The organism is Kitasatospora sp. NPDC048298, from assembly GCF_043201465.1.
Taxonomy (GTDB): Bacteria; Actinomycetota; Actinomycetes; order Streptomycetales; family Streptomycetaceae; genus Kitasatospora.
In genome coordinates this window covers 13,639-27,526 of record NZ_JBICYZ010000059.1, presented here as the reverse complement: position 1 = coordinate 27,526, position 13,888 = coordinate 13,639, and the positions used below count along the sequence as shown (strand labels likewise).

Annotated in this window: 12 protein-coding genes; 5 read left to right on the top strand and 7 right to left on the bottom strand. The window is 72.1% G+C overall.

The genetic code is table 11. The features are described 5' to 3' along the window. Positions 1 to 17: 17 nt before the first annotated feature. A complete protein-coding gene (locus tag ACGF0D_RS32835; protein WP_392922490.1) occupies positions 18 to 2,078 on the bottom strand; it encodes a phosphocholine-specific phospholipase C in 2,061 nt (686 codons plus the stop codon). A gap of 238 nt (positions 2,079 to 2,316) precedes the next feature. Next, on the bottom strand, positions 2,317 to 3,522 hold the full coding sequence (locus ACGF0D_RS32830) for an MFS transporter (protein ID WP_392922487.1): 1,206 nt from the start codon (positions 3,520 to 3,522) through the stop codon (positions 2,317 to 2,319). Between the two features lie 109 nt (positions 3,523 to 3,631). On the opposite strand from ACGF0D_RS32830, the gene ACGF0D_RS32825 reads away from it, so the two are divergent. Then, the gene (locus tag ACGF0D_RS32825) at positions 3,632 to 4,042 is read left to right on the top strand and encodes an ArsR/SmtB family transcription factor (RefSeq protein ID WP_392884298.1); all 411 of its coding nucleotides are present in this window, start codon (positions 3,632 to 3,634) and stop codon (positions 4,040 to 4,042) included. A 52-nt stretch (positions 4,043 to 4,094) separates the two neighbouring features. On the opposite strand, the gene asnB is transcribed toward ACGF0D_RS32825, so the two are convergent. The 3 genes from asnB to ACGF0D_RS32810 all read right to left on the bottom strand — a co-directional run bounded on the left by asnB (position 4,095) and on the right by ACGF0D_RS32810 (position 7,617). Beyond that, positions 4,095 to 5,945 (bottom strand): asparagine synthase (glutamine-hydrolyzing), encoded by a 1,851-nt coding sequence (gene asnB, locus ACGF0D_RS32820; RefSeq protein ID WP_392922484.1) that lies wholly within the window; start codon positions 5,943 to 5,945, stop codon positions 4,095 to 4,097. Positions 5,946 to 6,034: 89 nt separating this feature from the next. Then, a complete protein-coding gene (locus tag ACGF0D_RS32815; RefSeq protein WP_392922481.1) occupies positions 6,035 to 7,090 on the bottom strand; it encodes a Gfo/Idh/MocA family oxidoreductase in 1,056 nt (351 codons plus the stop codon). After that, on the bottom strand, positions 7,087 to 7,617 hold the full coding sequence (locus tag ACGF0D_RS32810) for a GNAT family N-acetyltransferase (RefSeq protein WP_392922479.1): 531 nt from the start codon (positions 7,615 to 7,617) through the stop codon (positions 7,087 to 7,089). Before ACGF0D_RS32810 ends, ACGF0D_RS32815 begins: the two co-directional genes overlap by 4 nt. Positions 7,618 to 7,819: 202 nt before the next feature. Here ACGF0D_RS32810 and hemA point away from each other — a divergent pair, with 202 nt between their 5' ends. Together hemA and ACGF0D_RS32800 are read left to right on the top strand one after the other, a co-directional pair. Continuing rightward, positions 7,820 to 9,052, top strand: a complete 1,233-nt coding sequence (gene hemA, locus ACGF0D_RS32805; protein ID WP_392884303.1) for a 5-aminolevulinate synthase — start codon at positions 7,820 to 7,822, stop codon at positions 9,050 to 9,052. Positions 9,053 to 9,120: 68 nt separating this feature from the next. After that, positions 9,121 to 10,095, top strand: a complete 975-nt coding sequence (locus tag ACGF0D_RS32800; RefSeq protein ID WP_392922477.1) for a hydroxyacid dehydrogenase — start codon at positions 9,121 to 9,123, stop codon at positions 10,093 to 10,095. A 63-nt stretch (positions 10,096 to 10,158) separates the two neighbouring features. On the opposite strand, the gene ACGF0D_RS32795 is transcribed toward ACGF0D_RS32800, so the two are convergent. Next, the gene (locus ACGF0D_RS32795; protein WP_392922475.1) at positions 10,159 to 11,127 is read right to left on the bottom strand and encodes a LysR family transcriptional regulator; all 969 of its coding nucleotides are present in this window, start codon (positions 11,125 to 11,127) and stop codon (positions 10,159 to 10,161) included. A 10-nt stretch (positions 11,128 to 11,137) separates the two neighbouring features. Next, positions 11,138 to 12,145 (bottom strand): ScbA/BarX family gamma-butyrolactone biosynthesis protein, encoded by a 1,008-nt coding sequence (locus tag ACGF0D_RS32790; protein ID WP_392922472.1) that lies wholly within the window; start codon positions 12,143 to 12,145, stop codon positions 11,138 to 11,140. 154 nt (positions 12,146 to 12,299) lie between these two features. Between ACGF0D_RS32790 and ACGF0D_RS32785 the strand changes: the two genes are divergently transcribed. Then, positions 12,300 to 12,899: a ScbR family autoregulator-binding transcription factor gene (locus ACGF0D_RS32785; RefSeq protein ID WP_392922470.1), complete on the top strand. Its 600-nt coding sequence runs from the start codon at positions 12,300 to 12,302 to the stop codon at positions 12,897 to 12,899. Beyond that, the gene (locus ACGF0D_RS32780) at positions 12,890 to 13,840 is read left to right on the top strand and encodes an NAD-dependent epimerase/dehydratase family protein (RefSeq protein WP_392884310.1); all 951 of its coding nucleotides are present in this window, start codon (positions 12,890 to 12,892) and stop codon (positions 13,838 to 13,840) included. The genes ACGF0D_RS32785 and ACGF0D_RS32780 overlap by 10 nt, the downstream gene beginning before the upstream one ends. The last annotated feature ends 48 nt before the right edge of the window (positions 13,841 to 13,888 follow it).

Genomic DNA, 13,888 nt, shown 5'->3' with positions numbered 1-13,888 from the left:
GCGGCGTACCGGGGGCGTCAGCGGGTGAGGATGCCCGGGTCGGAGAGGCCGGGGGCGCCGGTCTCGACGTGGCCGGCGAGCCGGCGCACGAAGTCGGCGGTCGCGCCGGAGGTGACGGTGACGTCGTACCAGTTGCGGCAGGCGCTCAGGTCGACGGTGCTGGTGACGGTGGCACCCCGGCGGACGGTGAGGGTCTGCGGCGTGCCGCCGTAGGCGTTGGTGACGGTGAGGGTGATGTCCACGCCGCCCGCGTTGGTGAGGGTCAGGTCGAGGTTGCCGGTGGTCGGGTTGTGGCGGGCGGTGACCTCGGGCCCGGCCGTCTTGCCGGGGTTGCGGAAGCGGCGCAGGAAGCCGTTGGGGCCGAACACGGTCAGGTCCGTGACGCCGCCGGAGTACGTGGTGTTCCAGGTGTCCGAGATCGTCTTGCCGGCCTCGGTGGTGTACGTCCACGGGCCGTCGGTGCGGTTGGGCGAGGTGACCAGGAACTGGCCGCCGGCCGCCGCGCCCGCGCTGAAGGTGAGCCGGTACTTGCCCGTGCCGGTGTCGGCCGCCCCGTCCACGTAGGGCGCGTACGCCAGCGGGCGGGTGGGCTTCGTACCCGGCTCCTGTTTCGGCATGGTGCCGGTGGCGGGCGGGGTGGGCACGTAGTCGGGGTGCCGGTTGCGGTCCTGCGGGACGTAGCCGGCCGTGGAGGGGAGCGCTGCCGGGGTCGCGTTCGACGCGGTGAAGTCGAAGGCGGAGGTCAGGTCGCCGCAGATGGCGCGCCGCCAGGGCGAGATGTTGGGCTCCAGGACGCCGAAGCGGCGTTCCATGAAGCGGATGATCGAGGTGTGGTCGAAGGTCTCCGAGCAGTTGTAGCCGCCGGTGCTCCAGGGTGAGACGACCAGCATCGGCACCCGCTGGCCGAGTCCGTACGGCCCGGCCGAGTAGCCGATGCTGCCGCCGTAGTAGTCGGTGCCGGTCGCCACGGTGGACAGGCCCTGTGAGGCGGAGGAGGGTGGGAACGGCGGCACGACGTGGTCGAAGAAGCCGTCGTTCTCGTCGTAGGTGATGAACAGCGCGGTCTTCGCCCACACGTCGGGGTTGGACGTCAGCGCGTCCAGCACCTGGGAGACGTACCAGGCGCCGTAGTTGGCGGGCCAGTTGGGGTGCTCGGTGAACGCCTCGGGGGCGGCGATCCAGGAGATCTGCGGCAGGGTGCCGGCCTGCACGTCGCGGCGCAGCTGGTCGAACAGGCCGTCGCCCGCCTTGGCGTTGGTGCCGGTGCGGGCTTTGTCGTACAGCGGGTCGCCGGGCTTGGCGTTGCGGTAGTTGTTGAAGTAGAGCAGCGAGTTGTCGCCGTAGTTGCCGCGGTACGCGTCGCCGATCCAGCCCCAGGAGCCTCCCGCGTCCAGTCCGTCGCCGATGTCCTGGTAGATCCTCCAGGAGACTCCGGCCTTCTCCAGTCGCTCGGGGTAGGTCGTCCAGGTGTAGCCGGCCTCCTGGTTGCCGAGGACCGGGCCGTTGCCGGTGGCGCCGTTGCCGGTGCAGCCCGTCCACATGTAGTAGCGGTTCGGGTCGGTGGAGCCGATGAAGGAGCAGTGGTAGGCGTCGCAGATGGTGAACGCGTCGGCGAGCGCGTAGTGGAAGGGGATGTCGTCGCGGGTCAGGTAGGCCATCGTGGTGGCCGTCTTGGCGGGGACCCACTGGTCGTACTTGCCGCTGTTGAAGGCCTTGTGGCCGCCGGCCCAGTCGTGGTTGAGGTCCTGGACGAACTGCATCCCGAGGTCGCTGACCTGGGGGCGGAACGGCAGCACCTCCCGCTTGAGGGCGTCCGTCTGGTGCCACACCGACTTGCCGCTCGGCAGGGTGACCGGGCGGGGGTCGCCGAAGCCGCGGACGCCCTTCAGCGCCCCGAAGTAGTGGTCGAAGGAACGGTTCTCCTGCATCAGCACGACGATGTGCTCGACGTCCTGGATCGTGCCGGTGCTCCCCTGCGGGGCGATGGACGCGGCGCGCGCGATGCTCTGCGACAGTGACGAGAACGCGACGGTCGCGCCCGCGAGTTGGAGGAATCGGCGGCGGTTCAGCTCAGCCATGGGTGGGTTGACCTCTGCATGTCAGGAACGAGGGTGGAGGACGGCGCCCACAAGGACAGCGGGTGCGGGGTACCGTCCGGAGGACCGTTCATGACTGCCCGCCGTACAGCAGAAGAACGCATCGAGTTGTACGGACAAGACCTGAGCGAGGCCTGAGGCGGACACAGGTGGTCCCGTGCGAATGTGCGGCCGGAGAGCTCCGACCGCACACCCGCACGGGACCACCCGGGCCGGGCCGTCAGCTGCCGGCGTCGGCCGCCACGGGCTCGGCCTGCACCGGCACCCCGGCCGGCCGGCGCTGCGCCGCGCGGACGCCGGTGACCTGGAGGACCAGGCCGAGCAGGGCGGCTCCGGCGGCGAACAGCGGGAGGACGGCACCGTCCCAGTCGAGGGAGAAGGCGATGCCGCCGAGACCAGAGCCCACCGCGCTGCCGAGGTAGAGGGCGGACTCGTTCAGCGCGACGGCGACCGGGCCGCCGCGGTCCCCCCGGGCCAGCAGCAGGTCGTTCTGCTGCGGGACCTGGAGCGCCCAGCCCACCGCTCCCCACACCGCGATGGGCAGCAGGGCGAGCAGCGGGGTGACCGTCGCGGCGGGGCGCAGCAGGGCGAGGGAGGCAGTGAGCAGGACGAGGATGCCGACGACCAGCGAGTACGGGCGCCGGACCCGGTCCACCAGCGGGCCGATGAGGAAGCTGCCGATGACGCCGCCGATGCCCCAGGCCCACAGGTAGGGGGTGATGTTGTCGACGCCGCCCATGATGTCGCTCGCCATGACGGGCGCGAAGTAGGTGTAGAGGCCGAGGCTGGCGACGGCGGCGAGGAAGGACACGCCGACGATGGAGGCGACCCGGGGGTCGGTGACCACCTGGGCGCGCTGACGCAGGGTCACCGAGGTGGTGGCGGGCAGGACGGGCAGCCGCAGGGCGAGTCCGGCGAAGGAGACCAGGCCGATGGCGGTGACCAGCCACAGCGTGGTGCGCCAGCCGGAGTGCTGGGCGATGAAGACACCGAGCGGCACGCCGATCACGGTGCCGGAGCTCATTCCGCCCATGATGACGGCGAGGGCGCGGCCGCGGCGCTTCTCGTCGACGAGGGACGCGGCGGCCGAGGCGGCGAGCGCGAGGTAGAGGCCGGCGCCGACACCGGCGAAGGCCCGGGCGACCAGCAGCAGGCCGAGCGAGCCGGCGATCGCGCTGCCGGCGTTCGCGAGGGAGAAGACCGCGAGGGAGCCGAGCAGGCCGAGCCGGACCCGCGACGCGGACAGCAGGGTGGCGAAGACGGGCGAGGCGATGGCGTAGGCGAGGGTGAAGGTGGTGACCATCTGTCCGGCGGCCGACACGGAGGCGTGGAAGTCGTCGGCGATGACGGGCAGCAGGCCGGCCGTGACGTAGGCGTCGAGACCGAGCGCGAAGGCTCCGAGTCCGAGGAGGTAGACGAGTTTCACTGGCGCCCCAATGTTTGATAGTCGCGGTACATAGATACATAGTGCGAGGGCGCGGCTCCGCCGCAAGCTCGGCGTCACTTTTCAGCCATCCGGACCCGGCCTTGATCGGATGTGCGATTCTTGGCGGGTGCGCCGCTACTTCCACCCGGACCCCAAGGACATCCGACTGCCCGCCGTCCTCTTCGCGTTGAGCGACGCGACCAGGCTGGGCATCGTGCTGACCCTGTCCGACGGCAGGGAACACACGGCCGGTGAACTCGGCGGTGACATAGCCAAGTCCACGATGACCCACCACCTGAAGATCCTCCGGGAGGCCGGAGTGCTCTGGGTCCGCTCCGAGGGGACGCGCTGCTTCAACTCGCTGCGCACGGCCGACCTGGAGCAGCGCTACCCCGGCCTCCTCGACCACCTGCTCGGCTCCGCAACGCGGGACGGTTACGGAGCCGCCGGCGCCCGCGGCGAGGACCGCCCCGCCCTCCCGGGCGCGGGCCGGGCCGGGGCCGCGGCCGGCACCGACTGAACGGCACCGCCCCGGCCCCGGCCCACCCACCGTCAGGCCCCGGCCGGCCCGGTCAGAGGTCCAGCGTCACGTCGTACGCGACCAGCCAGTCGTTGACGCCGAGCGCCAGCTCCAGACCCGAGCGGTCGTACTGCGCGCTCGTGGCGCCGACCGGCGAGTCCAGCAGCCGGCGGGCCGCGTCACGGTCCAGCAGCGACAGCACCGGCGAGTCCGCGTCCTTGAGGATCGCGGTGAACGCCCGGCGCAGGCCCTGCTCGTAGGCCGGGTCCTGGGTGGTGGGGTACGGGCTCTTGACCCGCTGCACGATCGACTCCGGCAGCAGGTCCTTCGTAGCCGCCCGCAGCAGGCTCTTCTCCCGGCCGTCGAAGGACTTCATCCGCCAGGGCACGTTGAACACGTACTCCACGAGCCGGTGGTCGCAGAACGGGACCCGCACCTCCAGGCCGACGGCCATGCTCATCCGGTCCTTGCGGTCCAGCAGGGTCTGCACGAACCGGGTCAGGTTCACGTAGCTCATCTGCCGCATCCGCCGGTCCGTGGCGTCCTCGCCCGGGAGCACCGGGGTCTCCCCCACCGCCTGGGCGTAGCTGTCGCGGAGGAAGTCGGGCATGCCCAGCTTGTGCAGCAGGCCGGGGTCGAACAGCGACTTGCCGTCGAAGTACTTGCCGGTGGCCGACGTCAGCCACGGGAAGGTCTGGGCCTGGACCGCCTCCTCGTCGAAGAACCAGCGGTAGCCGCCGAACACCTCGTCCGCCGACTCCCCGGACAGGGCGACGGTCGACTGGGCGCGGACGGACTGGAACAGCCGGTACAGCGACGGCCACATGTCGCCCCAGTAGGCCGGCGGCAGGTCGAGGGCGCGCAGGACCTTAGCCCGCAGCTGCGGGTCGGCGAGCTGGGCGCTGTCGATGAGCACCTCGCTGTGCTCGGCGCCGATGTGGTCGACCAGGTCCCGGACGAACGGCGCGTCGGAGGTTCCGCGCACCGGGTCGGCGACGAAGTTCCCGCCGTGGTCGGCGAAGTCGACCGAGAAGGAGCGCACCGGGCCCTCGCCGCGGGCCACCAGCTTCTGGTGCGCGAGCGCGGTGATGGCCGAGGAGTCCAGGCCGCCGGAGAGCAGCGAGCACAGCGGCACGTCCGCGACGGTCTGGCGGGTGACGATGTCGTCCAGGAGGCCGCGGACGGTGGCGATCGTGGTGTCGAGGTCGTCGGTGTGCTCCCGGGCCTCCAGTGCCCAGTACACCCGCTTGGACAGCCCCGCCCGGGTCAGGCGCACGAGCTGACCGGGGCGCACCTCGTACATACCGGAGAAGACGCCGTGCTCGGGGGTCTTCACCATCTCCAGGATCTCGCGCAGGCCTTCGGCGCTCACCCGGCGGGGCACCTCCGGGTGGGCGAGGATCGCCTTGGGCTCGGAGCCGAAGACGACGCCGTTCGGGGTCGGGAAGTAGTAGAGCGGCTTGACGCCCATGCGGTCGCGGACCAGCAGCAGGGTCTGCTCCCGGACGTCCCACACGGCGAAGGCGTACATGCCGTTGAGCCGGTCCACCAGGCCCTCGCCCCACTCCAGGTAGCCGCGCAGGACCACCTCGGTGTCGCTCCTGGTGCGGAACTTGTGGCCGCGGGCGAGCAGTTCCTGGCGCAGTTCCTGGAAGTTGTACACCTCACCGCTGTACGTCAGGCAGGCCAGCGTGCGGCCCGCCTCGTCGGCGACCATGGGCTGGGCGCCGCCGTCGAGGTCGATGATGGACAGCCTGCGGTGGCCGAGCGCCGCGTGCCGGTCGCTCCACATGCCCTCGGCGTCCGGGCCGCGGCAGGCCATCGTCCGGGTGATCGCCTCCAGGATGTCCTGTTCCTGGCGCACGTCGCGGCCGAAGTCCACCCAGCCGGCTATTCCGCACATGTCGGTCTCCTTCTCGTCCTCACGCAGGGGGGACGGGGTCAAGGGCGTTGGAAAACAAGGGAATCGAGGGGATGCAGGGAGCGGGGCGGTCAGCCCAGCCGCTCCCAGTCGGCCTCCTGGAGCACGGTCCGGCCGTCCGGGAAGTAGGCGACCGGCTCCGGGCCGCGCGCCGCGCGCTCCATGGAGGTCAGCAGGTCCTGGAGGGCCAAGGCGTCGGCCAGGCCCGGGAAGGGCTGTGCGGGCTGCTCGCCGTGGACGACGAACCGGGCGACGTCGGCGGCCATCCGGCCCAGCTTGACCACCGTCGCGGCGCCCTCGGGCACCGGCTGCTCCCCGGTGTCCAGCTCGGCCAGCACCGTGTCGCCCTCCGAGGTGCGCCGCCAGATGCGCAGCCCGTCGGCGTCCCAGGCCGGTGTGTCGTAGACGGCGGTGGCGTACTCGAGTTCGCCGTCCGGCGTGCGGAAGACGAAGTCGACCTCCCGCTTGCGGGTGATGTTGACGAAGCTGCTGTAGCCGGTGACCACGCCCGGGCCCAGCCGGCCGACCAGCGCCACGCTGTCGAGGACGTCGGCCCCGGAGACGGAGAAGTCCGACCGGGTGCCGATGACCGAGTGCAGCTCCAGGTCCGCACCGTCGCCGGCGATCCAGCCGACGAGGTCGAGCGGGTGGATGACCTCGCTCGCCACGCCGCTGGTGGGACGGTGGTCGTTGATGCGGTCCTTGCCCCAGGTGAAGTGGGCCCGCACCAGGCTCAGGCCGGTGCGGCGGACGTGGTCGCGCAACCGCGTCGTCGCTTCCGAATAGCGTTCCACGAGATCCATGCAGAAGCCCGAGGTCTTCGCCATCGCCGCCGCCACGGCCGTCGGGTCGTCGCGGGAGGTGGTGAGCGGCTTCTCCGTCACCACGAAACCCTGGAAGCCGGAAAGCTCCCCGAGTATCTCGGCATGGGCGGCGTCCGGCACGGTGACCACCACGACGTCCGGGCGGAACCGGTCGAGCCCCTGCCGCACGGAGGTGTGGTACGGGATATCCGGGTCGCGCCGGGTCCGGCCCACGTGCGCGAATTCCATCGGAATTCCGGTGTTCCGGAACGCGATGCGGAACCGCGTTCCGGCATATCCGAGTCCGACGATGAGGACTTTCATGCCTCGATCACCTCGCAGCTGGTTTCGGCGCCCCGCAGGTCGAGGGCCAGGAGGTCTTCGCCCGTCGGCACGAAACCGAGGCCGCGGTAGAGGGCCGCACCGTCCGGCGTGGTCTGCAGCACCACGCTGTGCACGTCCCGCGAACGCAGCCAGTCCAGGGCGTGTCGCATGACGCGGGTGCCGAGTCCGCTCCGCCGCCGGTCCGGGTCGACCACGACCGACTGCACCCATCCGGTCAGGCCGTTCGGGCAGTGCGCGGTCGGCGCGCGGTCGTCGATCACGGCGACGGCGCAGGCGGCCAGCCGGTGCGCCGGACCGATCACCGTCACCTGCACCCGGCCGGTCGGCCCGGTCAGCCACCGGACCAGCCAGGAGCGGTACGCCGCACGCCAGGCGGCGTCCTCCTGCGGGGTGCGGGCGGAGTAGGGGGCGGTGCCGGCACCGAGCAGGTGGCCGCGCAGCCTGACGAGTTCCTCGATGTCCATGGTCGTCGCCGACCGCGGCAGGTCGTGTGACTGAGCGATCATGATTCAGGACTATAGGCAAATCACCGATACAAGAGAAATGTCCCGGACGATGATCCATGCGGTCGGCGAATAACTCCCCGAGGCGCTCTCCACCTCGATTTATCCGACCCGCTCATGGGCGGCCGGAAACAGAATTTACGAGAACCCGGAGCAGTTGTCTATCTTTCCGGTGTCCGTTCTGAACCGGCGAACCGGAGGAATGATGTTCGACTACGTCGAATTCTTCGCATCCCAACTGGACGACCTGCGCGACCGCGGCGGCTACCGGACGTTCCTCGAGGTCGAGCGCCTGGCCGGCTCCTTCCCCGCCGCGCTGAAGCACGGCCCCGGCACCGGGCGCCGGATCCACGTGTGGTGCAGCAACGACTACCTCGGCATGGGCCAGCACCCGCTCGTCCTGGAAGCCATGAAGCGGGCCGTCGACGAGTCCGGGGCGGGCAGCGGAGGCTCACGCAACATCTCGGGCAACCACCGCTACCACGTGGAGCTGGAGCGCGAACTGGCCGATCTGCACGGCATGGAGTCCGCGCTCGTCCTCCCCACCGGCTACGCCGCCAACGACGCCGCCCTGACCGTCCTGGCAGGCCGGCTGCCGGGCTGCGTCGTGCTGTCCGACGAGCTCAACCACGCCTCGATGATCGCGGGCATCCGGCACAGCGGCGCGGAGAAGCTCATCTTCCGGCACAACGACATGGAGCACCTCGAGGAACTGCTGGCCGGCACCGATCCCGCCGTCCCCAAGATCGTGGCGCTGGAGAGCGTCTACTCCATGGAGAGCGACGTGGCACCGCTCGCGCGGGTGGCCGAACTCGCCCGCGAATATGGCGCGTTCACCTACCTCGACGAGGTGCACGCGGTCGGCATGTACGGGCCGCGGGGCTCCGGCAAGGCCGCGGAACTCGGCCTCCAGGGCCGGTTCGACGTCGTCCAGGGCACCCTGGCCAAGGCCTTCGGCGCGGCCGGCGGCTACATCGCCGGCCCCGCCCCGGTGGTGGACGCCGTCCGCAGCTTCGCCTCCGCGTTCATCTTCACCACCTCACTGCCCCCGGCCGTCGCGGCCGGCGCGCTGGCGGCCGTACGGCACCTCAAGCGTTCCGAGAAGGAGCGGAGCCAACTGCGCGAGAAGGCCACGCTGTTGCACACGCTGCTGCGGGAACGCGGCATCCCCGTGGTCTCGGACGCCGCGCACATCGTCCCCGTGCTGGTCGGGGACTCCCGGGCCTGCCGGGAGGTCGCGGACGAGCTGCTGGAACGCCACGGCTTCTACGTCCAGCCGATCAACGCGCCCAGCGTTCCCGCGGGCACCGAGCGGCTGCGGGTCACCCCGACCCCGCAGCACGACGACAGCGGGATCGTCGCCTTCGCCGACGCGCTCGACGACATCTGGCGGCGCGCCGACCTGCCGCGCCGCCTCGCGGCCGAGCCCGTCGCATGACCCCGCCCAGCCGCGCCGACCGGTCCGCACCGAACGGTCGGCCGCACCCGTCCGAGGAGAACACCACCATGGGGAAACCCGTCGTCGTCGTGGCCGACCCGCTGGCCCCGGAGGCACTCGCCGAACTGGACGGCTACGACGTCCGCAGCTGTGACGGACGCGATCCGCGGGCACTGCACCGCGCGCTGGCCGACGCCGACGCCCTGCTGATCCGCAGCGGCACCCGGGTGGACGCGGCGGCACTGGCCGCGGCACCCCGGCTGCGGATCGTGGCCCGGGCCGGGGTCGGACTGGACAACGTCGACGTCCAGGCGGCCACCGCGGCCGGCGTCCTGGTCGCCAACGCGCCGCTCTCCAACGTCCTCAGCGTGGCCGAGCTCACCGTCGGGCTCATCATCGCCGCCGCCCGCCAGATCGTGTCCGCCGACGCGTCCCTGCGGGCGGGCCGGTGGGAGCGGTCCCGGTTCCAGGGCAGGGAGCTGGCGGGCAGCACGGTCGGGATCGTGGGCCTGGGACACGTCGGCGCCCTGGTGGCCACGCGGCTCGCCGCGTTCGGCATGCGGCTCCTCGCCCACGACCCGTACGTGACCCGCGGACGGGCCCAGGACCTGGGTGTCCGGCTGGTCGAGCTGGACGAGCTGATGGCCGGGAGCGACGTCGTCACCGTGCACGTGCCCAAGACGCCGCAGACCACGGCGCTCATCGGCGAGCCCGAACTGCGGCTGGCCCGCCCCTCCCTCATCCTCGTCAACACCGCACGCGGCGGCATCGTCGACGAGAACGCGCTGGCCGTCGCGCTGAAGGAGGAACGCATCGCCGGGGCGGCACTCGACGTCTACGCCGTCGAACCGGCCGTCGGCAACGCCCTGCTCTCCTTCCCCTCCGTCGTCGCCACCCCGCACCTGGGGGCCAGTACGCGGGAGGCGCAGGAGCGGGCCGGCCGGGAGGCGGCCCAGGCGGTGTGCCGGGCGCTCGCCGGCGAGCCCGTCCCCGGCGCGGTCAACGCCGAGGCCCTGAAGGGGAGAAGCGCGGCCGGCGAGTGACGTCGGCGCACACCCGCCGGCGGCCGACACCCCGCGCTCCGCGGTGTCGGCCGCCGACCCGGCTCAGCGCCCCGCCAGCACCCGGCCGGCCCTGGCACCCGGGCTCTGGCCCAGGGCCGCGCGCCCGGAGCGGCGGGACAGCAGGACGCGCCGGGTGACCTCGGTGAAGCGCTCGGCGAGCGGGTGCGCGCCCTGGGCGGGGCGGATCAGGGACAGCGGGATGCTCGGTGCTCCGCGCAGCGGCACGAACTCCAGAGCCGGGTGCAGGTTGCGCTGCAGGACGAGGTCGGGCATCACGCTGACGCCCCGTCCGGCCGCCACCGACTCCAGGCACTCGTCGAAGTTGTCGCAGTGCACGATCCGCGGGTGCTCGGCGCCCAGTTGCCCGTCCGGGTCCAGGAGGGCCCGGCCGGTCGAGTTGATCACCAGCGGGTGGTCGCCCAGCTCCGTCCAGTCCACCCACGGGCGGCCCGCCAGGGGGTGGCGGTGGGGGACGGCCGCGGCGCACCCCTCGGTGCCGAGCCTGGTGGCCTTCATCCGGTCGGCCGGAGGGTGACCGCGCAGCAGCGCGATGTCCACGACGGCCCGGTCCACGCCCGCCCAGCGGTCGTCCCTGCGGTGCAACTGCACCCGGGCGCCGCTCTCCCGTTCGAACTGGACGATCGCCTCGTGCACCCAGCCGTCCGGAAGCAGCCAGGAGAACCCCAGCCGCAGGACGGGGCTGGACGGTTCCGGATCGAGCGCCTGCTTGAGCTGGGGCAGCAGGTCCTGCAGCCGGTCCCGCAGCCGGGCCCCGGCCGGGCTGAGGGCGACCTGACGGGTGGTGCGCAGGAAGAGCGGAACCCCCAACTGCTCCTCCAGGCGCTGCACGGAGCGCGTGAGAGTCGGCTGGTTGCTTCCGAGCTGGGCCGCCGCGGAGGTGAAGCTCAGGGTGTCCGCGACGGCGAGGAACGCCTGAAGATGCTTGAGGTTGAGATCCCAGAGAGGCGTCTCCGGATCCGGCCGGCGTGACCCAGGGGCCGTCGTCGTCATGCCGCGTCGCTCACCGTGCGACCCGGCCGCTGTCCACCAGGACGGGAGCGGCGTAGGGGACGAGGTCGGCGGTGAAGCGCTGCCGGCCGTCCTGGACGGCCGTGATCCTCGTCCATCTCACCGCTCCGCTCCCGCTGTCGGCCGGTTGCGCGTCGGGGTCGAGCGGGGTGGTGACGACCGTGCAGGGGGTGTCGAGTTCGACGTACCGGTGGAAGGTGCAGTCGAGTGTGCTGACCGCGCCGCCGACCGCCTGGTGGGCCGCCTCCAGCAGCAGCATGCCGGGCACGTGGTCGACGGGGTGGTCGAAGTAGATCGGGTGGTTCGGGTTGACCCGGAGCCGGCGGCCGCCGTCGACCGGGGAGGCCAGGAGCACGTCCCCCGCCCGCTGGCGACCGGTACCGGCGCACGGCGCGGACGCGGGGGCGGGTAACGCCTTCGCGACGGCGGCCTCGGTGTCGGCGTACGCACCGCGCAGCCGCTGGTACACGGCCCTGGACTGGACGGTGAACCGCGTGTCGACCGTGGCCACCGGCAGGCCGCCCCAGCTGACGACCGCCCGCAGGGACAGGGCCGTCGGGTACTTTCCGCGGTAGGACACGTCGAAGCAGCGGACGTCCAGTTCCACGTCCGGGCCGCGGTCGACCCCGGCGTACGCGGCGTCGTCGACGTCGTAGCGGATGCGGTCCCAGATCAGTTGGTAGCCCCGCGGCACATCGTAGGCGGCGTGGCACAGCAGCGGGAAGGTCTGACGGACGGTCTCGCACAGCAGGAGCGGGTCGAAGTCCGCGGCGACCCGGTAGAACGGGTGCCGCGACGGGCGCCGGGCCCGTATGTGGAAGGCGTCGGGCCCCGTACGGCGCCAGCGGGTGAGATACACCTCGTCAGGACGCAGCTTGTGCACCTGCCAGGGTTCGACGGGGACGGTGTCGTCGGAGGCGTCAGCGCTGCCGGCGCCCGTGATGCCGGGTTCGCCGGCGTCGCCCGGGCGGCTGCGGTCGAGTTCCTTGCAAACAAGCATGAAAGACCCCCAGTGAAGGCGCCGGGTCGCAACGACGACCCGTAGGCGATAGGTTCATGTGTAACATAGAGATCGTTCTGTATCCAGATTTGTTGCTCGACGATGACAGGCGGACTACGCGCGGATGACGAGTGGACACAAACACGAACAAGCCTTGAGAACACGGGCCGCGCTGGTCTGCGCCGCGGCCGAGGTGTTCGACCAGGTCGGCTACCACGGCGCGGGGATCAACCGCATCCTGGCGACGGCGGGCCTGACCTCAGGGGCGATGTACTTCCACTTCAAGTCCAAGGAGGACCTCGCCCGGGCCGTCATGCTGGAGCAGGCGAGCGACCTGCGACTGCCCGCCGAACCGCAGGGGCTGCAGCAGCTCGTGGACGTCACGCTGACCCTCGCCGTCGAGCTGCAGAGCAACACGCTGCTGCGGGCCGGGGTGCGCCTCGCGGTCGACCAGGGCGGCCCCGCCCTGAACGACGACTCGGCGTACGACTGGTGGGCGCAGCGCTTCCGCGGCGAACTGGACGTGGCGCGCGAACGGGGTGAACTGCGCGAGGACGTCGACGGGAGCGAGTTCGCCGAGGTCCTGGTGGCCGCGTTCACCGGAACCCAGCTGAAGTCGCAGATCTCGGCGGGCTGGTCCGACCTCCCCGAACGCATCGTCTCCCTGTGGCGCTACCTGCTGCCCGGCGTCGCCTCCGCCGAGGCACTGCCGCGGATCCTCGTCGCCCCGGAACGGGGGCGGCAATGGGTGTGACACCACGCCGGGTGGTGCTGACCGGTGCCACGGGATTCATCGGCTCGCACGTGGCCGCCCTGCTGCTGCGCGATCCGGCGTGGCAGGTGCGCGTCGTCGGGCGCAGGGCACCCGCCGAGCTGATCGCCGCCGGAGCGGAGTGGGTGGAGGCCGACCTCTCCGCCCCGGACAGCCTGCGCGGCGTGTGCCGGGACGCCGACGCGCTGCTGCACCTGGCCTCCCTGATCAGCGGCGACCACGACGCCTGCACCGCCGTCAACGTGCACGGCACCGCGCGGCTCATGGCGGAAGCCGTCCACTCCGGTGTGACCCGGGTGACCCACCTGTCGACGGCCGCCGTCTACGGCCACGGCCCCCACCGGGGCACGGACGTGGGCGACGTGGAACCGGCACCGGTCTCCCCGACCAGCGCCACCCGCCTCGCCGGTGAGCGGCCCGCCCTCGACGCCGGCGCCGTCGTCCTGCGCCCGGGACTCGTCCTCGGCGCCGGCGACCGGTGGGTGGTGCCCGCCGTGGCCGAACTGCGCCGCCGGGTGCCCGCGCGCTGGGCCTCCGGGGCCGCGCTCCTCTCCGTCGTCCCCGTGGTGGACCTGGCCCGGCTGATCGTCGCCACCCTGTCCACCGCCCGCCCGCTCGGCCCGTCCGTCCACCACGCGAGCCATCCCCGACCGGTGCGCCTGCACCGCCTGCTGGACACGCTCGAGGAACACGCGGTCCTCCCGCCGGTCCCCGACCGCGACTGGACCTGGCCGCAGTGCGTCGCCGCCCTCGACGCGAGCGGCTCACGGTTGAGCGCCCGCCAGTTCTCGCTGCTGGCCCAGGACAACTGGTTCACCAGCGAACGCGTCTGGGCGCTGGCCGGCGTCGACTGCGGCGAGGACGCCCTGGCCGCCCTGCCCTCCTGGGCCCCCTGGTACCGGGAGCACTGCGGCACCGCCTGACACGCGCACACCCCCCCAGCAGCCCGCGGAAGGCCGTCGGCCCCGTGC